Origin of the sequence: Sphingomonas sp. J344, from assembly GCF_024700005.1 — a bacterium.
Classification (GTDB): Bacteria; Pseudomonadota; Alphaproteobacteria; order Sphingomonadales; family Sphingomonadaceae; genus Sphingomonas.
Genome location: NZ_JAJONB010000001.1, coordinates 1,730,211 through 1,753,475, shown reverse-complemented (window position 1 = coordinate 1,753,475; position 23,265 = coordinate 1,730,211). Strand labels below are relative to the sequence as shown.

Sequence of the window (23,265 nt, the reverse complement as noted above, 5' to 3'; positions counted from 1 at the left end):
GGTCAGCCCCCGACGGTCTGTTCGATCACGCCGAAGATCGGGTGGTGCCTGTCGTCCTCGGCCCAGATGCGGACGGTGTCGCCGGCCTTCAGGAACGGGGTCGCTGCCTTGCCGTCGCGGATCGTTTCGACCGTGCGGACTTCGGCGAGGCACGAATAGCCGACGCCGCCCTCTGCGATCGGCTTGCCCGGCCCGCCATCGGCGTCGCGGTTGGAGACGGTGCCCGATCCGATGATCGTCCCCGCCCCCAGCGCGCGTGTCTTCGCCGCATGGGCGATCAGCGTGCCGAAATCGAAGGTCATGTCCTCGCCCGCCTCGGCGCGGCCAAAGGGCTGGCCGTTGAGATCGACCATCAGCTTGCGGTGCAGCTTCCCGTCCTGCCACCAGTCGCCAAGCGCATCGGGGGTGACGAATACCGGCGAGAAGGCGCTGGCCGGCTTGGACTGGAAGAAGCCAAAGCCCTTGGCGAGTTCGCCCGGGATCAGGTTGCGGAGCGACACGTCGTTGGTCAGGCCAACAAGGCGGATCGCGGCGAGCGCCTCTTCCCGGCTCGCGCCCAGCTTCACGTCGCCGGTGACGACCACCACTTCGGCCTCGAGATCGCAGCCCCAGCTCTCGTCGGCGAGGGGGATCGGGTCGCGCGGGCCGAGAAAGCCGTCGCTGCCGCCCTGATACATCAGCGGATCGTGCCAGAAGGTCTCGGGCATCTCCGCCCCGCGCGCCTGACGGACCAGCGCGACATGGTTCACATAGGCCGAGCCGTCGGCCCATTGATATGCGCGCGGCAGCGGGGCGGCGGCATCGCGCTCGTGAAACCGCTCACGCGGAATCACTTCATGATCGAGATCCGTGGCGAGGTTGCGCAATGCCCCCTCATACCGATCCCAATCGTCGAGCGCCGCCTGAAGTGTCCCGACGATATGGCTCGCATCGGCATACCAGGCGAGATCGGTCGAAACGACGACGAGGCGACCGTCACGGCCATTCTTAAGGCTGGCAAGTTTCACGCTGCTTCTCCTGCTCCTGACCGTCGATCCTCTAACCGGCTGGTTTCGACCGAGACATTATCTGCCCTGCATTGACAGGCGCGGGCGCAACCCGCAACGCTGATCACATGTATTCCGAGCTTCGATTCCTGGAGCAAGGCGGCGAAATGGGCCGTCGGATACGCGAGCATGACTGGTCGGCAACCCCTCTGGGGCCGCCGGAGACCTGGCCGCAACCGCTCCGCTTCGCGCTCGGCATCTGCCTCGGCTCGGAAATGCCCACCGCGATCTATTGGGGGCCGGAGCTTCGCCTGTTCTACAACGATGCCTGGGCACCAATCCCGGCAGAGCGCCATCCGGCTGCGCTGGGGCAGCGCGGCGAGGATGTCTGGCCGGAAATCTGGGACGTGGTCGGCCCTCAATTCGCGCAGGTAATCGCGACAGGCGCGGGCTTTGCAACCTATGACCAGCGGCTCGACATGGAGCGCGGGGGCCACCCACGCGAAACCTATTGGAACTATAGTTTCACGCCGATCCGCGACGAACATGGCAAGGTCTGCGGCATCCTCAATCAGGGCAACGAGACCACCGCGACGGTGTTGTCGCAGCGCGAACGCCGCGCCGAGATCGAACGGCTGCACGAGCTGTTTCAGCAATCCCCCGGCGCGGTGGCGCTGTTGCAGGGGCCGGACCATGTCTTCGCGCTGGCCAATCCCGCCTATCGCGACCTGACCGGTCGCCGCGATCTGTTGGGCAAGCCGCTGGCCGAGGCACTGCCCGAAATCGTCGAGCAAGGGTTTGTCGATCTGCTCGACCGGGTGTTTGCGAGCGGCATCGCGTTCCGCGCGACCGGGCAGCCGGTCGAGCTGATGCGCGAAGGCGTGGCGCAGACGCGAATGCTCGATTTCGTCTATCAGCCGATCAAGGATGCGGCAGGCACCACCACCGCGATCTTTGTGGAGGCCAATGACGTCACCGAACGGGTGATCGCGGAAACGTTGCTGCGCGAGAGCGAGGAGCGGCTGCAGCTCGCGCTCGACGCCTCGAACGGCATCGGCGTGTGGGACTGGGACCTGGTCGCCAACCAGGTCCGCACCGATGCGCGATTCGCGCGGCTTTACGGTGTTGACCCGGAACTGGCCGAGCAGGGTGGCCCGATCGAGGCGTTCTTCAGCCACATCCACCCCGAGGACGCCCAGCGCGTCCGCGCCGAGATCGAACAGGCGATCCGCAGCGGCGACCGGTTCTCAAGCGAGTATCGGCTGGTCGATGGCGGCGGTCGCATCCGGTGGGTCACGGCGCAGGGGCGGTGCAGCCATGATACTGAGGGCCGCCCCATCCGCTTTCCCGGCGTCAGTTTCGAGGTCACCGAGCGGCGCGAGGCCGAGGAGGCCGCGCGCAAGGCTGCCGCCGATCTCAAAACCATCACTGAGGATCAGGCGTTTCTGTTCGACCTTGCCAATCGGCAACGCGGGCTGGACTCGCCGGACGCGATCATGCGGCTCAGCGCGGGTGCGATCGCCGAGCGGCTGGGCATCGACCGCGTCGGCTTCTACCGCGTGGTCGGCGAAGGGGCAGTCCAGTTCGGACCGTGCGTCGCCAGCGGCAAGCTGCGCTCGCTGGAGGGTACGCAACGGCTCGACATGGGCGGGGCCAATGCGATGTACCGCCAGGGGCTGACGCTGGTGACGGACGACGCCGCCAACGACCCGCGTTTCGTCGGGACAGATCTCGCGCGCTACTCCCCCGCCGCAGTTGGCGTGCCGCTGATGCGGGGTGGCTCATGGGTCGCCAGCCTCTATGCCAACCAAGCCGAGCCGCGCCGCTGGCGCGCCGAAGAGGTCGCGTTGATCGAGGCGGTCGCACAATCCGCCTGGGATGCGGTCGAACGCGCCGCGGCGGTGATCGCGCTGCGCGAGAGCGAGGCCAAGTTCCGCGCCATCGCGAATTCGATCGACCCGATGGTCTGGTCGACCCAGCCCGACGGCTATCACGATTATTACAACGACCGCTGGTACGAATATACCGGCGTTCCCCCGGTTCGACCGATGGCGAGGCGTGGAACGGCATGTTCCACCCGGACGATCAGGCGCGCGCATGGGAAGTGTGGCGGGGCTGCCTCGCGACCGGTGCCCCCTATCACATCGAGTATCGCCTGAGGCACCATAGCGGTGTCTATCGCTGGGTACTGGGCCGCGCGCAGGCAGTGCGCGACGAGAATGGGACGATCACCCGCTGGTTCGGCACCTGCACCGACATCCAGGACATTGTCGACGCGCGCGAAGTGCTGGCACGGTCGCGACACGAGCTGGAACAGGCGGTGGAGGAGCGCACCGGGCAGCTGATGATCGCCGAGGAACGGCTGCGTCAGGCGCACAAGATGGAGGCGGTCGGCCAGCTGACCGGCGGCATCGCCCATGACTTCAACAACATGCTGGCCGTCATCATCGGATCGCTCGACATGCTCGAACGGCGGATCGCGCAGGGAGCGACCGACCTCGACCGCTACATCGTCGCGGCCAAGGACGGCGCGACCCGCGCCGCCGCGCTGACCCAGCGGCTGCTCGGCTTTGCCCGGCAACAGCCGCTCGCGCCGGTTGCGCTCGACATCAATGCACTGGTGTCGGGGATGATCGACCTGTTGATGCGCACATTGGGCGAGAAGGTGACAGTCGAGACTCGGTTGCAAAGCCAGCTCGCAACCGCATTGGCCGACCCCAATCTGCTCGAGAATGTCATCCTCAACCTGTCGGTCAATGCCCGCGACGCGATGCCCGATGGCGGGCGCCTGACGATCGAGACCGCGAATGAGACGCTCGACGCGGCGGCGGCAGGTGAGTTGGGGCTTGCGCCCGGCGATTATGTCGCGCTGACCGTCGCCGATACCGGGTCGGGCATGTCGGACGAGGTCGCGGCGCGCGCGTTCGACCCCTTCTTCACCACCAAGGGGGTGGGCAAGGGCACCGGGCTGGGGCTGAGCCAGGTGTTCGGATTTGCGCGGCAATCGGGCGGGCATGTCGCAATCGACACCGCACCGGGGCGCGGGACTCGCGTGACGCTGCTGCTGCCCCGCCACGATGCGCCGCCCGCAGCGAATGACAGCGCCACGGAAGCCGGGGGCAGCGCGCCGGGTCGCCCGATGAGGTGATCCTGGTGGTCGAGGATGAAGAGCGGGTGCGCAACCATTCGGTCGAGGCGCTGCGCGAGCTCGGCTATACCGTGTTGCAGGCGCCCGACGGGATCGAGGCGCTGCGACTGATCGGACGCAGCCAGCCGATCTCGTTGCTGTTCACCGATGTCGTGATGCCGGAAATGACCGGCGACGAACTCGCCCGACGCGCGCGTGAACGCCAGCCGGGCCTGAAAGTGCTCTACACCAGCGGCTACACGCCCGACGAGAATGCGATCACCAGCGATGCCGGAATCACCGCATCGCTGATCGCCAAACCGTTCGGGGTCGATCAGCTCGCCGCCAAGGTCCGCGCGACGCTCGATAGCTGACCGCGGTGCTGGACGTAGCGGCGCGCGCGCTCTAGGGGAGCCGCGCATACCGGAAAGGATCGGAAACTTGGCGAACGTCGCGGTGATCGGCGCCCAATGGGGCGATGAGGGCAAGGGCAAGATCGTCGACTGGCTCGCCAGCCGCGCCGACCTCGTCGTCCGATTTCAGGGCGGGCACAATGCGGGCCACACGCTGGTTGTGGGCGACAAGGTGTACAAGCTGTCGCTGCTCCCTTCCGGACTGGTACGCGGGACACTGTCGCTGATCGGCAATGGCGTGGTGTTCGACCCTTGGCATTTCCGCGACGAGATGGAGAAGCTGCGCGCGCAGGGCGTGGAGATCACGCCGGAAACGCTGCAGGTCGCCGAGACCGCGCCGCTGATCCTGCCCTTTCACCGCGACCTCGACGCGCTGCGCGAGGATGCGAGCGGCGCGGGCAAGATCGGCACGACGCGGCGCGGCATCGGACCGGCCTATGAGGACAAGGTCGGCCGCCGCGCGATCCGCGTGTGCGACCTGGCGCATCTCGACGATCTCGGGCCGCAGCTCGACCGGCTGTGCGCGCATCACGACGCGCTGCGCGCCGGCTTCGGCCAGCCGCCGATCGACCGCGACCGGCTGCTCGAGGAGCTGCGCGAGATCGCGCCGTCGGTGCTGCCCTATGCCGCGCCGGTGTGGCTGACGCTGAAGGGCGCGAAGGAAGCGGGCAAGCGCATCCTGTTCGAGGGCGCGCAGGGCGCGCTGCTCGACATCGACCATGGCACATATCCCTTCGTCACCTCGTCCAACACGGTGAGCGGGTCGGCGGCGTCGGGCTCCGGCCTTGGTCCGGGGTCGGTCGGCTTCGTGCTGGGGATCGTCAAGGCGTACACGACGCGCGTCGGCTCCGGCCCGTTCCCGAGCGAGCAGGATAACGAGGTGGGCGAACTGCTCGGCACGCGCGGCCGCGAGTTCGGCGTGGTGACGGGGCGCAAGCGCCGCTGTGGCTGGTTCGACGCGGTGCTGGTGCGCCAGTCGGTCGCGCTGAGCGGGGTCACCGGCATCGCGCTGACCAAACTCGACATTCTCGACGGCATGGAGACGCTGAAGATCTGCACCGGCTATACCGTCGGCGACAAGCATTACGACTATCTGCCGCCCAGCCCGCAGGATCAGGCGCGCGCGGTCGCGGTCTATGAGGAGATCGAGGGCTGGAGCGAGTCGACTGCCGGCGCGCGCAGCTGGGCACAGCTGCCGGCACAGGCGATCAAATATATCCGCCGGATCGAGGAGTTGATCGGCTGTCCGGTGGCGCTGGTGTCGACCAGCCCCGAGCGGGAGGACACGATCCTGGTCCGCGATCCGTTCGCGGACTGATGTGACCCGGACGCGGCGCGCCGCGCCCGGGGACGAAACAGGTCAGTAGAAGGTCGAATTGGGCTCGGGCACCGTTTCGGTCCCGTGATGCGTCGGGTCGGCGCTGGGCTCGACATCGGTCCGGTTCGACAAGGTCTCCGGTGCGGTCGTGTCGTCCGGGACCGCTTCGTTGGTCAGCTCGTTCTGAAGCGGCGGCTCGGCCTGTGGCGTGCCGATCGCCGCGATGGCAGCGGTGGACCCGCCAAGGGCGATGAGGCTGAACAACGTCTTGTGGCGCATGAGACACTCCTGACTACCCGACGCGGGCTGAACGCGCGCACGGGGTCAAAAGTCGCATTTCAGCCCGAACTTTGTCCACATAATCAACCGGTTCAGCGGTTCGGGTCAGCCGCATTGCGCGCGGTGGAGCAATTTCTGATCGGCGAGCACCAGCGCCATCATCGCCTCCACCACCGGCACGCCGCGAATGCCGACACAGGGGTCGTGGCGGCCCTTGGTGCGGATCTCGGTCGCTTCGCCGTCGCGGGTGATGGTTTCGACCGGGGTCAGGATCGAGCTGGTCGGCTTGAACGCAACGCGCACGCGGACCGGCTGGCCGGTCGAGATGCCGCCCGCAATGCCGCCGGCGTGGTTGGCGAGAAATTCGGGGCCGTCCGCGCCGGGACGCATCGGATCGGCGTTGGCCTCGCCGGACAAGGCGGCTGCGGCAAATCCGTCGCCGATCTCGACGCCCTTCACCGCATTGACGCTCATCATCGCAGCGGCGAGCTCGCTGTCGAGCTTGGCATAGAGCGGCGCGCCCCAGCCCGCCGGAACGCCCGTCGCCGCGCACGCGATCACCGCGCCGAGCGACGATCCGGCCTTGCGCGCGTCATCGACCAGCGTTTCCCAGCGGGCAGCGGCGTCGGGGTCGGGGCAGAAGAAGGGGTTGTTGCCGATGTCGTTCGCGTCAAACTTGGCATAGTCGATGGCGTCGCCGCCGATCGCCTCGACCCAGGCGGTAATCGTCACCTCCGGAATCACCAGCCTTGCGACCGCGCCGGCCGCGACGCGCATTGCCGTCTCACGCGCCGAGGAGCGCCCGCCGCCGCGATAGTCGCGAAAGCCGTATTTGGCGTCATAGGCATAGTCGGCATGACCGGGACGATAGGCGGCTGCGACCTCCGAATAATCCTTCGAGCGCTGGTCGACATTGTCGATCAGCAGGCCGATCGGGGTGCCGGTGGTCCGCCCGTCGAATACGCCGGAGAGGATGCGGACCGCGTCCGGCTCCTGACGCTGCGTGGTAAAGCGCGATGTGCCGGGGCGGCGCTTGTCGAGAAAGGGCTGGATATCGGCTTCGCTGAGGGTGAGGCCGGGCGGGCAGCCATCGACCACTGCACCGATCGCCGGGCCGTGGCTCTCGCCAAAGGTGGTGAAGCGCAGCACGCGGCCAAAGGTGTTGAAGCTCATGGCGTCATCTCCTCGCCCAATCCCAAGCGATTTGGAAGCAAGAAGGATCGCGGGTCGGAGAAAGCCCGGATCAGGCGTCCTGCGCCAGCGCCGCGAAGGCACCCGCGTGGCTCGCCACGCCGCGCACCCCGCAGGGCAGCTTTCCGTCCTGCAACGCCAGCGCCATCAGATAGTCACCCGCATAAGGCGAGTCGAAACCGCGCGCGAGATCGGCGGCATAGCCAAAGCGGCCATAATAGGCCGGATCGCCGAGCACGAAGCTGAGCAGATAGCCCGCATCGCCGAGATGCCGGTGCCCCGCCGCGATCAGCGCCTCGGCCACGCCCTGTTTCCGGTACGCCGCCTCGACCGCGACGGGGGCGAGCGCGACGGCCGCGAGGGCGACGTCGTTGACGCGCACCTCCATCCGGCTGAACGCGACCATGCCCGCAAGCGCGCCGGTCTCCTCGTCATCCGCGACGAGGGTCAGCACCATGTCGCCATCGATACACAGCCGCTGGACCAGCATCGCCTCATCCGCCGCAGGAAAGCTGCGCCGCAGCAGCGCGTCGATCGCCGCGACGTCGCCGCCGGTGGCGGGGCGGATGGTGATGGTCATCTCAGACCAGCGCGATATCCGGGGCGTCTTCGGCCTTCATGCCGATGACGTGGTAGCCGGCGTCGACATGGTGGGTTTCGCCGGTGGTGCCGCTCGACAGGTCGGACAGGAAATAGAGGCCGGCGCCGCCGACATCCTCGATCGTCACGTTCCGCTTGAGCGGGGCATTCAGCTCGTTCCACTTGAGGATCAGGCGGAAGTCGCCGATGCCGCTCGCCGCCAGCGTCTTGATCGGACCGGCGCTGATCGCGTTGACGCGGATGTTGTCGCGACCGAGATCGACCGCGAGATACTGGACGCTGGTCTCCAGTGCAGCCTTGGCCACGCCCATCACGTTATAATGCGGGATGACCTTCTCCGCGCCGTAATAGCTGAGCGTCAGCAGCGATCCGCCGTTCGGCATCATCGCGCTCGCGCGCTTGGCCACCGCGACGAACGAATAGACGCTGATGTTCATCGTCATCAGGAAATTGTCGAGGCTGGTGTCGACATAGCCGCCGCGCAGCTCGTTCTTGTCCGAGAAGCCGATCGCATGGACGACGAAGTCGATCGTCGGCCAGCGGCTGGCAAGCGTTTCGAACGCGGTGTCGAGCGCGTCCATGTTGCTGACATCGCAGTCGATCAGGAAGTCGCTGCCCAGCTCTTCCGCGAGCGGGCGCACGCGCCGCTCCAGCGCTTCGCCCTGATAGCTGAATGCCAGCTCCGCGCCGTGTTCGCGCAGCTTCTTGGCGATCCCCCAGGCGAGCGATCGATCATTGGCGAGCCCCATGATCAGCCCGCGCTTGCCCTGCATCAATCCGGTCACGTCTTACCCTCCGGTCCCTTCAAGCGGTGTCTCTAACCCGTTCTCGGGCGTTTCTGCCAGTGCCGCGTTGAGTTCGGCGCCGATAACGACCCCGAAGCCGATGAGGAAGAAGAAGATGAGTGCAACCATCACGCCAGCGAGGCTGCCATAGGTCAGGCCATAGCCGCCAAACGAGCTGATCACCTCGGGAAGCGCGGCCGTGCAACCCATCCACCAAAGAGTCACAAAGGCCGGGCCTGGCCATTTGGGGCATTCGGACTTGCGGTAACGCGACGGAGTGAGCGTGTAGAACAGAATGTAGAGCGCGCCGAACAAGGCGATGGCGGGCGCGACCTTGGTCAGCGAGATCATCCGCGCCGCGTCCGACGCGAAAGGAAGGACGCGCAGGATGAACTGTTCCGCGCCGATCAGCAGCACCTGGAAACTGAATGCCATCATTGCCAATATCACCGATGCGATAACCATGCCGATGGTGGCCAGTTTGAGCCGCCAGAAGGGCGTGCCCGACGGGATACCATAGGCCTGACGCAGGATGGATCGCACGGTTTCGATGAAGCCCGACGTGGTCCACAGCCCGACCAGCGCGCCCAGCCACAGCAGCGACCCCGAGCGCGCGTCGAGCACTTCGAGGATGGCAGGCCGCAGCAGATCGGCGACTTCGGGGGCACGGTGCGCAGGAATGCAGCCACCGCCTGAAGCCCGTCGCCCGTGCGCCCGACCAGCCGCGCCACTGCGGTCGCGACGATGAAGAACGGGAAGAGCGTGACCAGGCTCAAATAGGCAAGGTTGCCGGCATGGGTGAAGCCATCGGTATAGGCACCGACCGCCACCCGCCTGGCTACCTCGATCGCCCGGTCCGTGACGCCGAGGTCGGACAGCCTTTTGTGAAAGCCGTGCCGCCGCGCTTCAGGCGATTCGGGGGATACGGGTTCGGTCACGCTATCCGTTCAGACGCCCAGCCGGGCGCGCGGGTTCCCCTGATCGGTCCAGTCGGCGACGAACTCCGCGAGCTTCGGGTCTGATCCCGGTATCTCGATCATCAGCGTGGCGAGCAGGTCGCCGCGCGCGCCCTTGCCGTGGAAGCCGCGATCCTTGAGCCGCAAGGTCTTGCCCGAACTCGACCCGGCGGGAACCTTGAGGTTCACCGGGCCCTCCGGCGTCGGCACGCGCACGCTCGCCCCCGCGACGGCTTCCTTGAGCGTGATCGGCAGGTCGAGGCGGATATGATCGCCGTCGCGAGTGAAGAATCGGTGCGGTTCGATCTCGATCGTCACGATCGCATCGCCATTGCCGCCCGGGCCGGAATCGCCCTTGCCCGACAGCCGCATCTGGGTGCCGGTCTCGACCCCCTTGGGCAGCTTGAGGTCGATGGTCGATCCGTCGCGCAGCTGGATCCGCTGGGGCTTCAGCGCTGCGGCATCCTCGAACGGCACGCGCAGCCGGTATGCTACATTGGCGCCCTTGGCCGGAGGAGGGCGGCGACCGAAGCCGCTGGAAAAGCCGCCCTGCTGCCCGCCGAACCCGCCGCCTGCGCGACCACCGAACAACCCTTCGAGGATATCCTCGAACCCGGCATCGCCACCGCCGCCGAAATCGAACTGCGACCCGCCGGGACGAAAGCCGCCCTGCGGTCCGCCGCGCGCACCGCCGAACCCTGCGCCAAACGGCGAGGTCGGGTTGCCGTCGCCGTCGATCTCGCCGCGATCGAACCGCGCGCGCTTGTCCTTGTCCATCAGCAGGTCGTACGCCTGCGTCACGGTGCTGAACTTCTCGGCGGCCTTGGGATTGTCCTTGTTGCGGTCGGGGTGCAGCTCCTTGGCGAGCTTGCGATACGCCTTCTTGACCTCATCCTCGCTGGCCCCGCGCGAGATACCCAAAGTCGAATACGGATCGGCCACGATGTTTCCCTGTTGATGCTCGTTCAGCGTATTATCCCGCTACATCGGCGCGGCGGGGGGAGAGTGCAAGGGTTGGCGCCTATTCGAGCGGCTCGACATCCACCGACACCGCCATGTTCTGCGCGCCGGATCCCAGCACGATGCCGTCGATCGGGGCAATGTCGGTATAGTCGCGGCCGATCGCGATGATGACATGGTCGCTCGCCATCCAGATGCCGTTGGTCGGATCGACCCCGACCCAGCCGCGCTCCGGCCCGCACCACAACAGCACCCAGGCATGGGTCGCGTCGGCCCCGACGAGGCGCGGCTGACCGGGCGGCGGGAGGGTGCGCAGATAGCCGGAGGCATAGGCGGCGGGGAGACCGGCGGCGCGCAGGCCCGAGATCATGATCTGCGCGAAGTCCTGACATACGCCGCCGCGCTTCAGGAATGCTTCGTGCGGAGGCGTGTCGACCAGAGTCGCGGTCGGATCGAAGTCGAACTCGCTCTGGATGCGGCGGGCGAGGCCGATGGCGGCGTCCAGCGCGCCGCGTTGCGGGTCCAGTTCCTGCGCGCACCACTCCGCAATGTCGCGGTCGAGCGGGATCAGGGGCGAGGGGAAGAGATAGGAGGCGGGGCTGGCTGGTCCTGCATCGCGGCTGGCGCGCGCCTGCGCGGCGATCTGCGCCAGCGTCGGATCATTCGGCGCGGGCAGCGGCACCGGGCGGTCGACGGTGATGGTGCAGCGGCTTTCGATCGTCAGGCTGCGCACCGCCTGAGTCACCACCAGCCGGACGACATTGGCGAGGCCAGCCTCGGCGCGGGCGGGCGCGGTATCGCCGCCGGGCTCGATGCTCAGGCTATAGTCGTGCAGCTGCTGCCCCGACCAGTGGATCGGCTTCAGCCGCAGGTTGCAGCGGGCGAAGCCGACCGGCTCGCCATAGTCGAATGTCGTGACGTGGCGGATGGCGTAGCGCATCAGCCGACCACGAGCCCGGAGGCGCGCAGCGGTTCCGATCCGTGGAGGAAATAGCGGCGCGCGACCGCGTTCGACAGCGCGGCGAGCTTGTTGCCGATCGCGTAAAGCTGGTCGTTGCCGAAATGCGCCGCCTGCGCGGTCGCGACCATCGCGGCGAGTTCGCGCGCAAGCCCCTGTTGCGGCTCGGCGAGGCCGTCGTCGGACAGCACCGGCAGCGCGTCGAGATGCGCGACGATCGCCTCCACCTGAAACGCGATGCCGCGCGGATTGCCGGGGTCGAGCGCGATCAGGTCGAGCGCGGGCACGCGGGCGATGCCGGTCAGGTAACGCTGGCGATAGCTGATCTGGCTGTCGGCAAGATCGAGCAGCGCGGAGAGGTCGTCGCTCGTCGCATCGGGCTGACCCAATGCGAGCAGCGCCGAAACGGTCGCCACCGCGCGCTCGATCCGGCGGCCGAGATCGTGGAAGCGCCAGGCATCGGTGCGGCCCATATGTTCGGACGACAGCCCCGCCAGCGCCGAATAGCGCCGCTGGAGCGACCCCGCCCGATCGAGCGCGCCGCCGCGCGTCGGATAGGGCGCGTCGAGCAGGCGGATCATGTCGGCGGCAAGCCGGTCGCGGCTGACCGCGCCGATCGCGCGCGCCTGACGGTTGATCGCGCGGACGCTGTACCAGCCATCGGCGGCGTCCATCGCGATTTCGGCAAAGCGGGTGAGGTGCGCGCGACCGAGGCTGTCGGGCGCGGGTGCCGCCCCCGCCTCCACCACCAGCCCGACCAGCCGCCCAACCGTGTCGGCGGCGAGCGCAGCGCCGCTGTCGGCGCTGATCGAATGGCCGAGCAGCGCGCGGACCACGCCCAGTCGCGCCTCGCCGCGCTCAAGATAGCGGCCGAGCCAGTAGAGATTGTCGGCAACGCGGCTGGGCAGGGTGCCGGGATTGCGGCGCAGCTGGGTGGTATCGCTCGGCTGGAGCAGGGTCACCGGTGCGACCGGCGCGTCGCCATGGATCACGACATCGGCGGACCAGTTGCCCTCCCCCATCACCGCCGCACGCGCGTCGGGCTTGTCGCCGATCTGCGCGAAGCCGCCGGGCATGACATGCCAGCTGCCGTCCGCTCCGCGCGCCGCGAACACGCGCAGCGTGAAGGGTCGCGCTTCGAGCCGCCCGTCGCTGACCACCGGCATGGTCGAAAGGCGCACGACCTCCTGCCCGACATAATCCTGCGGGCGGCGTTCGAAGTCGGCGAGCAGCGCGGCGCGGGTGTCGGGCGACAGTGCCGATCCCAGCATCGCGTCGGACAGGACATTGGTCGCGACGCCGAATGCGGGAGCGATCACCATATTGTCGAGGTCGCTCGCGACTTCGGCGCATTCGCGCGGCTGGCCGCACCACCAAGTCGCGATATTGGCGAGCTTCAGGCTCTCGCCGGTCAGCCGCGCGCAGACGCGCGGCAGGAAGGCGGCGAAGGCGGGTGCCTCCAGCATCCCCGCGCCGGGCGAGTTGGCGATCACCACCTCCCCCTGCGCCATCGCGTCGATCAGTCCCGGCACCCCGATCGCCGAATGCGAATCGAACGCGAGCGGGTCGATCATCCGAGGATCGACGCGCCGCCACAGCGCATCGACGCGCTTCAGCCCCGCGATGGTGCGCAGATAGACCCGGTCGTCGAGCACGGCGAGGTCGCCGCCCTCTACCAGCAGGAAACCGAGATAGCGTGCGAGATGCGCCTGTTCGGCATAGCTGGGGTTGAGGCGTCCCGGCGTCAGCAGCCCGATGCGCGGATCGCTGCGGCGGCAACGCGCGGCGATGCCTTCGCGAAACGCCGCGAAGAACGGCGCATGCCGCTCGATATTGAGCCGTTCCTGCAACCCGCCCAGCATGCGCGCGATGGCGAGCCGGTTTTCCAGCGCATAGCCCGCCCCCGCCGGCGCGCGCAGATGATCGGCGAGCACCCGCCACTCGCCCGCCGGGCCCCGGCACAAGTCGAACGCGACAAAGTGGAGGTGGCATCCGCCAGGCGGCTCCAGCCCCATCATCGGACGCAGGAAATAGGGGCTGCCGGTCAACAGGCTCGCGGGCAGGCTGCCGCCCTGAACTAGCGTCTGCGGGCCGTAGCAATCGGCGAGCACCGCTTCGAACAGCTCGGCGCGTTGCGCCACGCCAGCCTCGATCCCCTGCCATTCGGTCTTGTCGATCAGCAGCGGGACGGGCGACAGGGGCCAGGGGCGCTCCTCCCCCTCCCCCGCGATGCGGAAGCCGGTGCCGATATCTTCGGCATGGCGCTGCGCCTTTTCGCGCGCGGCGGTCAGATCTTCGCCCGCGCGTTCGGCCAGTTCCTCCAGCGCCGCGTTCCACGCCGGATCGTCGAGCCCGGCGGCGTAGAGCATATCGGTCGCGGGCGTGGCGGCGCGATAATCGGTCAGCCAGCGCCGCGCGATCGTCGCCGTGTCATATGTGTCCGCCACAGCGATCGCCATTCAGTGCCCCCTTCGACGGACTGTGTGTGACGGGCCATGCTCGCGGGTGCAACAAGCTTTAGGCTTGCCGGGCTAAAAGTCGGGCAGCACCTGATCCGCCTGTCCCCAACCGGCGAGCGCGCGACCGGTTGCGCGGTCGAGCAGCATGGCGGCGTCGCGCACGGTGAAGCGTTGCGCGCTGTCGGCGTCGCGCAGCTCGCTCCAGCTCAACGGCGCGGAAACCGGCGCGCCGGGGCGGGCACGCGCGACATAGGGCATGACTGCGGTGCTGCCGCGCTGGTTGCGCAGATAGTCGATGAAGATGCGGCCCTTGCGCTCGGCTTTTTTGAGGTTGGCGGTGAAGCGGTCCGGCTCGGCCTGTGCCAGCGCGCGGGCGAAGCGTTCGGCGAAGGATTTGGCTTCGGGCCATTCCGCCTGCGGGGTCAGCGGCACGATGACGTGAACACCCTTGCCCCCGGTCAGCATCGGCCAGCTGGTGAGGCCGAGATCGGCGAGATGCCGTTTCAGATCCGCCGCCGCCGTCTTCACCTTGGCGAAGTCGAGCCCCTCGTCCGGGTCGAGATCGAATACCAGCCGGTCGGGCTTTTCGACATCCTCGACCCGGCTGCCCCAGCCGTGAAATTCGATCGTCCCCATCTGGACACAGGCGCGCACGCCGTCGGCATCTTTGAGGTAGAGATAGGGTTCGACCGACCCGTCCTTTTCGCGAATGTCGACATGATGGACATGTTCGCCGAAGCTGCCTGCGTCGTGCTTCTGAAAGAAACATTGCTTGGCGCGGCCCTGCGGACAGCGCACCAGGCTGACCGGGCGGTTGGTGAGCCAGGGCAGCAAGATTGGCGCGACGGCGGCATAATAGTCCGCGAGCTGACCCTTGGTGATCTTTGAATCGGGGAAGATCACGCGGTCGGGGTTGCTGATCTTCACATCGCTCTCCGGTGCGGCGGGCGGCGGCGCGGCGGTTTCGGTCACGACCTGATCGACGGATTTGTCGTCGCGCAGTGCGATGAAGCTGGCATGGCGGACGACATTCTCGGCGGTGAATTCGGCGAAGGCGACCTCCGCGACCAGCTTGGGCGTGACCCAATGCGCCCCGCGCGCCGCGACCTTGGGGACGTCGACCGGCGGCGTCTTGCGCTCGATCCGGGCGAGCTTGTCCATCAGCGCCGCGGAGTTGGTCGCGTTGAACCCGGTCCCGACCTTGCCCGCGTATCGCAGCGCGCCATCTTCATGCACGCCGAGCAGCAGCGAGCGCAGCCCGCGTCCGCTCGCGCTGCTGGGCAGCCAGCCGACAATCACGAACTCCTGCCGTCGCGTGCATTTGGTCTTGAGCCAGCTCTTGGACCGCGTCCCGCGATAGGGAGCGTCGGCGCGCTTCGAAATCACGCCCTCATGCCCCTCACGGCACATCGCCTCGAACAGTTTCTCGCCCGCGCCCAGCACATGTTCGGAGAATTGGATGCGCGAATCGGCCCCGGCGACGAGCGCGCGGAGACGCTCCTTGCGCTCGATCTGGGGGAGCACGGCGATGTCCTCCCCGTCCAGTTCCAGCAGGTCGAAGGCGAAGAAGGCGAGGTCGCCGCGCCCTTCGGACAGGGTTTCCTGCAGCGTCGAGAAATCGGGCTTGCCGTCCTTGAATGCGACCACCTCGCCATCGATCAGCGCCGAGGCGGCGGGGAGCGTGGCAGCGGCTTCCGCGATGCGCGCAAACTTGTCGGTCCAGTCGAGGCCCGACCGCGTGAAGACCTTTGGCCCGCCCTTCCCCAGAGCGACCATCGCGCGGTAGCCGTCATATTTCATCTCGTGCAGCCAGCCGTTTCCGGCGGGGACCGCATCGACCAGCGTGGCGAGCTGAGGGTCGCGGAAGTTGGGGCGTTTGCCGCCTGACATCTGGCTCTTCGCGACCTTCGGCGCTGCGGCCTTATGCTGTCGCGCAGGTTTGACCCCCTCCTCGATCTCCAGCATCGTCCGCCCGGTGGCGACGCTGGTCAGCGCCGTCTCCACCAGCGTATCGGTCGCGCCAGCATAGGCGTCGTCGATCTTGCGCAGCAGCCAGTTCTCACGTTTCTCCTTCCCGCGCGGCTTGAGGCGGATCAGCAGCCATTCGCCCTTCATCCGCTCGCCATCCAGGGTGAAGTGGAGATGGCCCTTGTCCAGATCCTTGGCGCTCTTCCCCGGCACCGGCGCCCAGGTCCCGCGATCCCATAGCATCACCGTGCCGCCGCCATATTCGCCCTTGGGGATCGTCCCCTCGAACGTCGCATAGGACATCGGGTGATCCTCGGTGCGCACCGCCAGCCGCTTTGCGCCGGGATCGAGGGTGGGGCCGCGCGTCACCGCCCAGCTTTTGAGCACCCCGTCGACTTCCAGCCGGAAATCCCAGTGGAGGCGGGTCGCGTCATGCTTCTGCACTATGAAGGTGCGGCCTTCACCCTTGCCGATCTCGCCGCGCGGCTCCGCCGTCTTCGCGAAATCGCGCATCGCATTGTATTTTGCGAGCGGGTCAGTCTTGGCCATCGCGTCGTCCCGCAAAGGCCCTGTCCTCGATCCAGCCGAACAGGGTGAGCAGCAGCACCGACCCGACCGTGCCGATCACCGCAATCGGATAAAGCCCGGCGCCGAACGCGATGCCGATCGATGCGGCAAGCCAGATATGGGCGGCGGTGGTGAGGTTCTTCACCTCGCCCCTGGAGAAGACGATGAGCGCGCCTCCGATCACGCCGGCCATGGCGGCGGTTCCCTCGATCACGCGGAGCGGATCGGCCTGCGATTCCTCACCGCCCAGCTGATAGTAGAGCGCCAGCGCGCAGACCGTGATGAGCGCGGCGGAGAAGCACAGGATCGCGTGCGTACGCAGCCCCGCGCCATGCCCGCGCACCTCACGATCGAGCCCCAGCAGCAGGCCTGCAACGGCCGCGCCGGCGAGCCGCAGCCACGGATCCCAGTTGAGTGCGTCGAAGGTGATCGGCGGGTTCAACTCCATCGCGTCACGCCCGCTTGCGCGCCGGGGCCTTTTTGGCCGGAGCCTTTTTGCGGGGGTCTTCGCCGCAGATGCCTTCTTAGCCGCGCCGGGTTTTTCGAGGCTCTTCTTGAGCGCGGCCATCAGGTCGACGACATTGCCGCCACGCGGGTCGCCGCCCGAGTCCTTGTCCTCGATGATCTTGCGGTTGCCCTTCTGCTTCTTCTTGCGGTCGATCAGCCCCTTGAGCGCATCGACATAGCGGTCGTGGAAGGTCGCGGGGTCGAACTTCGCGGCCTTTTTCTCGATCAGCGACTCGGCGAGGCCGAGCAGTTCCGCGTCAGGCTCGATATCGGGAATGTCGCGGAAATAACCCTGTGCCTTGTTGACCTCATCGGCGTAGCGGAGCGTTTCGAGCACCATGCCGCGCCCGCACGGCTTGAGGCTCACCACATATTCACGACCGCGCATCGCGAGCTGGCCGAGGCCGACCTTGCGCGTGCGCTTCAACGCCTCGCGCAGGACGACGAACGCCTCTTCGGCAAGGTCGTCGGCAGGGACGACGAAATAGGGCTTTTCATAATAGAGGACGTCGATCTCGTGCGCGTCGACGAACTGGGTCAGTTCCAGCGTCTTCTTCGACTCCAGCTTGACCGCGTCGATCTCGTCCTGGTCGAGCAGGACATAATGGCCCTTTTCATATTCGAAGCCCTTCATGATCTCGTCGGTGTCGATCGGGCCGATGCCGGGCACGACCTTCTCGTACTTGACCCGCTTGCCCGAAGGTTCGTGGACCTGATGAAAGGCGACCTGTGCGCCGGATTTGGTTGCGCTGTAGATTTCCACGGGGATCGAGACCAGCGCCAGTCGGATCTGACCCTGCCAATAGGCGCGCGCTGCCATTCAAACCTCCCTCGTTGCGAGGCCGATTCAAAGCGTGAGGGCGGGAGTCGTTCCGAAGTCCGGCGACAACTTGCCGCGTGACCTCGGCAACACCTCTGCTACACATTTGCGATGATGCTGCATTTCGCCGCGCTCGACTGGCTGGTGGTCGCGCTTTACCTCGCCGTGCTGGCCGGGCTGTCCTGGCATTTCAACCGGGTCGAGACGCGCAATGCGGGGGACTATTTCCTGGCAGGGAACAGCGTTCCAGCCTGGCTCGCGGCGGTTTCGGTGCTCGCGACCAACCAGTCTGCGGCGACCTTTCTGGGTGCCCCGGATTACGGGTATCGCAGTGATTACAGTTACCTCGGCGCGGTGCTGGGCGCGATCCTCGCCGCCTTCTTCGTCGCGCATGTCCTGATCCCGCGCTTTTACGCGCTGCGCGTCGCGACGGTCTATGAGCTGCTCGAGACGCGCTACAGCCCACGCGCGATGCGCTGGGCGGGTGGCATGTATCTGGCGGGGCGGATCCTGTCCGGGGGCGCGCGCGTCTATCTGGCGGCGATCGCGATCGCGATGGTCGGGTTCAACGCGATCGACGCCGGGTCGATCATCCTGTCGGCGGCGGCGGTGATGCTCGCCAGCCTTGCCTTCACGCTGCGCGGCGGCCTCAAATCGGTGATCTGGAACGATTTCGTCCAGTTCATCGTCTATGCCGGTGCAGCGGTCGCGGTACTGATCTTCCTGCGCGCCGCGATCCCGCTCGACAATGCGGCGCTGATCGATGCGCTGCGCAATGCGCCCGACGGCACGAACAAGTTGCGGCTGTTCGATTTCTCGACCGATCTTGCCAAGCCGTTCACCGTGCTGGCGGCGGTCACCGGGCTGTTCCTGCTCAATACCGCCAGCTCGGGACTCGACCAGGACACCACCCAGCGTCTGCTTGCCAGTCCGGACGCCAGGACCGGCGCACGCAGCCTGATCTTGTCGGCCCTGGCCAGCGTGCCCGTAATCGCGATCTTCGTGACGATCGGGCTGTTGCTCCACATCTTCTACAATCGTCCCGACCTGATGGGCGCGACCAACACGGTGTCGGCCCAGTTCGCCGGCGAGAAGATCACGGTGTTCGTCCACTATATTCTGACGCAATTGCCGCCCGGCCTGCGCGGGCTGGTGACGATCGGGGTGATCGCGGCGGCGGTGTCGACCGTCACATCCGCCCTCAATTCGATGTCGTCGGTGCTGGTGAGCGATTTCTACCGACCTTGGCGCGAGGCGCATGGCGGCGCGGCGGATCGCCACTATGTCCATGCCGGGCGCTGGGGCATGGCGGCGGTCGCGGTGGCGATGTTCGCGACCGCAGTGCTGAGCTATTACTGGCAGAAGCACAGCGACATGCCGCTGCTGGAGTTCGTGCTGTCGGTGATGGTGTTCGCCTATGCCGGGCTGCTTGGCGTCTATGGCGTCGCGCTGTTCAGCACGCGCGGCAATACAGCGTCGGTGATCGCGGCATTGCTCACCGGTTTCGTGACCGTATTCCTGCTCCAGCCCTTCGCCCTGGGGCCACAAGGTCTCGCCTTCCCCTATCTGCTGTGCATCGGCACGGCGGCTGCAGCGATCGTCGCGGCGATTCCGCAGGGCAAGAAATCCGCTTGACTCGTGTCATGGATACCTGACATATAGTCACCCGTGACTGACATATTGTCAGGGAAAAGTGACGCATGCGGAACCGCCTGAAAGTGCTGCGCGCCGAACGCGACTGGAGCCAGTCCGAGCTGGGCGGGCATCTCGGCGTGTCGCGCCAGGCGGTGAATGCGATCGAGACGGGGAAATACGACCCCTCGCTCCCGCTTGCCTTTCGCATTGCGCGGCTGTTCGATTTGAGGATCGAGGAGATTTTCGATGACACGGAGCACGACCATGGCGAATGATCCCCGCCCCGGCATCGCCGCAGCAAGGGCACGCAGCCGGCGGCTGAGCTTCATCATCGGCGGATTGATGGCGGCGGGCGGCGTGATCGGCTTCCTCTCGGCCTTTTTCGAGGTCGAGGGCGGCGGCTTTCTTGAGGGCATTCCGGCCGCTTGGGCAATCGTCGCCTCCGCCGTGCTGCTGGTCGCGCTCGGCTATGGCGGGTGGCGCTATCACCTCGCCACCGACGAGCTCGACCGGCGCGACAATCAATGGGCCTCGGCGGTCGCGCTAAACCTCTACATCGCCGGCTATGCCTGCTGGTATCTGTGGTGGCGCGGTGGACTGGTGCCCGAGCCCCAGCATGAGGGCGTGTTCGTCGCGACGATGATCGCGATGCTGCTTGCCTATGGCTACAAGAAATTACGTCCCTGATTGACCCCAAATCATTGGTATCGGAGTAAATTATGATCAAGATGCTATCGCGCACCGGCACTGCCCTTGCGCTGCTGTTCGTCACCCCCGCCGCGCTGGCGCAACAGGCGCCCGCCCCTGCCCCGGTGGCGCAGCTCAAGGATTCCGACCCCGCACTCTGGGTCGTCAAGGACGAGGACACGACGATTTATCTGTTCGGCACGATCCACGTCCTGCCAGCGGGCCTCAGCTGGTTTGACGAGGCGGTGAAGAAGGCGTTCGACGAGAGCAGCGAGATGGTGACCGAGATCGGCGAGATGCCGGATCCCGCCAGCGTCCAGCCGCTGATCCTCAAATATGCCGTCAGCACGGCCGGTCCGACCCTTACTGAACGCCTGCCCGCCGACAAGCGCGCCGCCTTTGCCAAGGCCGTCGCCGATGCCGGATTGCCCGCGCAGGCGGTCGAGCGGTTCCAGCCCTGGTTCGCCGCCAGCCAGCTCAGCCTCGTCGCGCTGATGAAGGCGGGCTATAATCCCGCATCGGGCGCGGAAACCGCGCTCAGCGAAGCGGCCAAGGCGGCGAACAAGCCGGTTTCGGGGCTTGAGAGCATCGAGATGCAGTTCGGCTTTTTCAACAGCCTCTCGGAAGCCGCGCAGATTCAGTTCCTCAGCGAAACGCTCGAGCAGCTCGGGCAGGTCGGGCCGGAATTCGCCAAGATGGTCGCGGAATGGTCGGAAGGCGATGCCGAGGGTCTGGCCGCGATCATGAACGAGGCGCTGCGCAGCTCGCCCGAGCTCAGCAAGATGCTGCTCGCCGACCGCAACGCGCGCTGGGCCGAGTGGATCGACACGCGGCTCGACAAGCCGGGAGTCGTGTTCATGGCGGTCGGTGCGGGCCACCTTTCCGGGCCGGACAGCGTTCAGGTCATGCTGGAGAAGCGCCAGATCAAGACCCAGCGAATCGAGTATTGAGCCTTGGCTCCCCTCCCTGAAAGGAGGGGAGCCAAATGCAGGACGCCCTAAAACAAATCCGGCTGGCAGACCGGCTTGAACTCCGGACCCCGGCCGCGGCGGCGGTCTAGTTCGACCTGTGCAGTGTAGCGAATGTCCTCGTCGCGATCCTGCAGGAAGGCGTCGAGCGATTCGTCGTCGATCTCGCTCCATTCCTTCCCGCGATCCGGGCCGTAACGGACGCGCGGGAGCAGACCGGGCAGCTTCGACCATTCGATCAGCTGCGCGACGCTCGCTTCGTTCAACATGTCGCGCAGATGGTGCGCGGTCACATAGGCGTCGGGAAAGGCGCGGTGCGCGGGCAGGCCGCGCTCATGCTCCAGCCCCTCGGGCATGCGGTAATAGCGCAGGAACTGGTTCGAGAAGCCCGGACTGTCGCGCCACAGCCGCAGCGCGCATTTATACGTGCAGATCCAGTCTGCCCCGCGTGTCAGCGACGGGGTGCAGAACTGCTCCTCGAAGCTCGCGCGATGCGCCGCCAGCGCGACGCGGCGCGGCCAGGGATCGAGCACCGGGCGCGCGACATCGTGCCACCATGATGCGTCGGCGACATCCTCATCGCGGATATGGTGGATCGCCATGGTCAGCGGCGGGATCGGGCGGCCGGGATTGACGAGGCGCGCGCCGCCCTCCCCCTCCAGCGCCCAACGGCCGTCCTTGCCCAGCACGACATCCTGCCACCCGATCTCGCACACGCCATGCTGGGGCGGGGCGTTGCCGGTGGTTTCGAGGTCGATGACGCGGATGATCTGGGGGGCGGGGGGAGCCATGCCCCCATGTGGCCTGCGCCGCCGCGATTTGCCAGCCCCGACCGGTGCGGACTGTCCCGCCCTGTCAGAGATCGTCGCTGGTGCGCGGCGCGCGGCGCGATAGGATCGCCCCATGCACCTGCTGCGCCGCCTGTTGCTGTTCCTGACGCTGACGCTGGCCAGCCCGGCGCTGGCGGGCGTTTCGCTCTCGCCGGCGACCGCACGAGCCCCGCGCTGCATCGAACTCGCCGGGGGCGATGCCGCCCGTGCCCGCTACATCGCCGCGCGCCGCGCGGAGCTGGCCGCGTGCGACCCGGCCAAACCCACGCTGCAATGCGCGACGAGCTGGGGACAGCTGCTGGTCGCGTCGCGCGATCCCGGCGACCTTTGGGTGGCGGAACGCTATGCCCCGCTGTTCCATACCGACCGCCGCCCGATGACGCGCACGGCGCAGCTGGTCCGCACCTATCTGCACCTCGCCAGCGGGATGGAGCAGCAGGCCTGCTTCATGGAGGGTGAACCACTGTACCGGCTGGCGCTCGCGCTGCTTGAGGCGGAGAAGGCGCAGCACGTTGAGGTCGCGGATGTCTATCAGGCGCTTGCCTGGAATCTGAATTATCAGGAACGGCATCGCGAGGCGGAAGCGATGATGCGCACGACGCTCGCCCTGCGCGCCCGGGTGCTGCCAGTCGGAGATCGGGACATCCTGCAGGCTCGGCAGGACATCGCCTATTTTCTGGAGGACCAAGGTCGCTTCGCCGAGGCCGAGGCCACATATGCGCCTTTGCTCGCCGCACGCGCCCACCCTGTCGACAACAGAGGCCGTCTCGAACTGGCCGTGACCTACACCAATCTGGGCTACAATATCGCCAGCCAAGGTCGGCTCGCGGAGGGCGAAGCGATATTTCGCAAGGGGCTCGAAGCCTCTGCGCTGCTGGTTGGCGAGGATGATCCCGGCGTGGCGCGGGGGCGGACTTATGTCGCCGGTATCATCGCGAAACAGGGCCGGATGGATGAGGCCGAGACCTGGTATCGCAAGGCGTTCGCCGTGCTGATCAGACGTCCGGCGCTGGATCCGGATCGCGCGCGGGTGATCCTTGGCCTCGCGCGGCATCTTCAGGCGACAGGGCGGGAGCCGAAAGAGGTCCGCTCGCTGCTGCTCGTCGCCGCAGCCGATGCGCGCCTCAGGCTTCAGTCCCATACAGGCTTCTCCCGCGACGCGCAGGCGGCGGTGGAGCGCAGCGCTCCGATCTATACTGCGCAGGTCCGTGCGGCTTGGGATCTGGCCCACCCTGCTTCCCGCTAGAACGC

20 protein-coding genes and 2 pseudogenes are annotated in these 23,265 nt (G+C 67.0%); 9 read left to right on the top strand and 13 right to left on the bottom strand.

Annotated features, from left to right (window positions below; translation table 11 throughout):
- Positions 1-2: 2 nt before the first annotated feature.
- Entirely contained in the window at positions 3-1,007 is a 1,005-nt protein-coding gene (locus LRS12_RS08920) for a fumarylacetoacetate hydrolase family protein (RefSeq protein ID WP_257844276.1), read from the bottom strand.
- Between the two features lie 107 nt (positions 1,008-1,114).
- Between LRS12_RS08920 and LRS12_RS08915 the strand changes: the two genes are divergently transcribed.
- From LRS12_RS08915 to LRS12_RS08900, 4 genes are all read left to right on the top strand, one after another.
- Complete coding sequence (locus LRS12_RS08915) at positions 1,115-3,145, top strand: PAS domain-containing protein (RefSeq protein WP_257844275.1); 2,031 nt, start codon at positions 1,115-1,117, stop codon at positions 3,143-3,145.
- The gene (locus LRS12_RS08910; protein ID WP_257844274.1) at positions 3,055-4,134 is read left to right on the top strand and encodes a PAS domain-containing hybrid sensor histidine kinase/response regulator; all 1,080 of its coding nucleotides are present in this window, start codon (positions 3,055-3,057) and stop codon (positions 4,132-4,134) included. Before LRS12_RS08915 ends, LRS12_RS08910 begins: the two co-directional genes overlap by 91 nt.
- Before the next feature lie 5 nt (positions 4,135-4,139).
- A complete protein-coding gene (locus LRS12_RS08905) occupies positions 4,140-4,487 on the top strand; it encodes a response regulator (protein WP_257844273.1) in 348 nt (115 codons plus the stop codon).
- A gap of 67 nt (positions 4,488-4,554) precedes the next feature.
- Entirely contained in the window at positions 4,555-5,844 is a 1,290-nt protein-coding gene (locus LRS12_RS08900; protein WP_257844272.1) for an adenylosuccinate synthase, read from the top strand.
- A gap of 42 nt (positions 5,845-5,886) precedes the next feature.
- On the opposite strand, the gene LRS12_RS08895 is transcribed toward LRS12_RS08900, so the two are convergent.
- From LRS12_RS08895 to LRS12_RS19970, 11 genes and pseudogenes are all read right to left on the bottom strand, one after another.
- Entirely contained in the window at positions 5,887-6,123 is a 237-nt protein-coding gene (locus LRS12_RS08895; RefSeq protein ID WP_257844271.1) for a hypothetical protein, read from the bottom strand.
- Positions 6,124-6,228: 105 nt separating this feature from the next.
- The gene (gene aroC, locus LRS12_RS08890) at positions 6,229-7,296 is read right to left on the bottom strand and encodes a chorismate synthase (RefSeq protein WP_257844270.1); all 1,068 of its coding nucleotides are present in this window, start codon (positions 7,294-7,296) and stop codon (positions 6,229-6,231) included.
- A 70-nt stretch (positions 7,297-7,366) separates the two neighbouring features.
- A complete protein-coding gene (locus LRS12_RS08885) occupies positions 7,367-7,894 on the bottom strand; it encodes a GNAT family N-acetyltransferase (RefSeq protein ID WP_257844269.1) in 528 nt (175 codons plus the stop codon).
- A 1-nt stretch (position 7,895) separates the two neighbouring features.
- Entirely contained in the window at positions 7,896-8,699 is an 804-nt protein-coding gene (gene fabI / locus LRS12_RS08880) for an enoyl-ACP reductase FabI (protein WP_257844268.1), read from the bottom strand.
- 3 nt (positions 8,700-8,702) lie between these two features.
- Positions 8,703-9,637 (bottom strand): annotated as a pseudogene (locus LRS12_RS08875) (YihY/virulence factor BrkB family protein).
- Positions 9,638-9,646: 9 nt separating this feature from the next.
- On the bottom strand, positions 9,647-10,597 hold the full coding sequence (locus LRS12_RS08870) for a DnaJ C-terminal domain-containing protein (protein WP_257844267.1): 951 nt from the start codon (positions 10,595-10,597) through the stop codon (positions 9,647-9,649).
- A gap of 79 nt (positions 10,598-10,676) precedes the next feature.
- The gene (locus LRS12_RS08865; protein WP_257844266.1) at positions 10,677-11,555 is read right to left on the bottom strand and encodes a transglutaminase family protein; all 879 of its coding nucleotides are present in this window, start codon (positions 11,553-11,555) and stop codon (positions 10,677-10,679) included.
- Positions 11,555-14,032: a circularly permuted type 2 ATP-grasp protein gene (locus LRS12_RS08860; RefSeq protein WP_257844265.1), complete on the bottom strand. Its 2,478-nt coding sequence runs from the start codon at positions 14,030-14,032 to the stop codon at positions 11,555-11,557. The genes LRS12_RS08865 and LRS12_RS08860 overlap by 1 nt, the downstream gene beginning before the upstream one ends.
- Before the next feature lie 72 nt (positions 14,033-14,104).
- Positions 14,105-16,549: a DNA ligase D gene (gene ligD, locus LRS12_RS08855; RefSeq protein ID WP_257844264.1), complete on the bottom strand. Its 2,445-nt coding sequence runs from the start codon at positions 16,547-16,549 to the stop codon at positions 14,105-14,107.
- Positions 16,536-17,015, bottom strand: coding sequence for an MgtC/SapB family protein (locus tag LRS12_RS19975; protein WP_260481515.1), 480 nt, complete (start codon positions 17,013-17,015; stop codon positions 16,536-16,538). Before LRS12_RS19975 ends, ligD begins: the two co-directional genes overlap by 14 nt.
- Before the next feature lie 4 nt (positions 17,016-17,019).
- Positions 17,020-17,894, bottom strand: a pseudogene (locus LRS12_RS19970) (Ku protein).
- 111 nt (positions 17,895-18,005) lie between these two features.
- On the opposite strand from LRS12_RS19970, the gene LRS12_RS08845 reads away from it, so the two are divergent.
- The 4 genes from LRS12_RS08845 (at position 18,006) to LRS12_RS08830 (ending at position 21,166) form a co-directional block, all read left to right on the top strand.
- On the top strand, positions 18,006-19,529 hold the full coding sequence (locus LRS12_RS08845; protein WP_257844262.1) for a sodium:solute symporter: 1,524 nt from the start codon (positions 18,006-18,008) through the stop codon (positions 19,527-19,529).
- 65 nt (positions 19,530-19,594) lie between these two features.
- The gene (locus LRS12_RS08840) at positions 19,595-19,804 is read left to right on the top strand and encodes a helix-turn-helix transcriptional regulator (protein ID WP_257844261.1); all 210 of its coding nucleotides are present in this window, start codon (positions 19,595-19,597) and stop codon (positions 19,802-19,804) included.
- Complete coding sequence (locus LRS12_RS08835; protein WP_257844260.1) at positions 19,794-20,216, top strand: hypothetical protein; 423 nt, start codon at positions 19,794-19,796, stop codon at positions 20,214-20,216. Before LRS12_RS08840 ends, LRS12_RS08835 begins: the two co-directional genes overlap by 11 nt.
- Before the next feature lie 32 nt (positions 20,217-20,248).
- Positions 20,249-21,166, top strand: a complete 918-nt coding sequence (locus LRS12_RS08830) for a TraB/GumN family protein (RefSeq protein WP_257844259.1) — start codon at positions 20,249-20,251, stop codon at positions 21,164-21,166.
- A gap of 47 nt (positions 21,167-21,213) precedes the next feature.
- Here the strand turns inward: LRS12_RS08830 and LRS12_RS08825 are convergent, their stop codons facing one another.
- Positions 21,214-21,975 (bottom strand): exonuclease domain-containing protein, encoded by a 762-nt coding sequence (locus LRS12_RS08825; RefSeq protein WP_257844258.1) that lies wholly within the window; start codon positions 21,973-21,975, stop codon positions 21,214-21,216.
- A 112-nt stretch (positions 21,976-22,087) separates the two neighbouring features.
- Between LRS12_RS08825 and LRS12_RS08820 the strand changes: the two genes are divergently transcribed.
- Complete coding sequence (locus tag LRS12_RS08820; RefSeq protein ID WP_257844257.1) at positions 22,088-23,260, top strand: tetratricopeptide repeat protein; 1,173 nt, start codon at positions 22,088-22,090, stop codon at positions 23,258-23,260.
- Positions 23,261-23,265 lie beyond the last annotated feature (5 nt).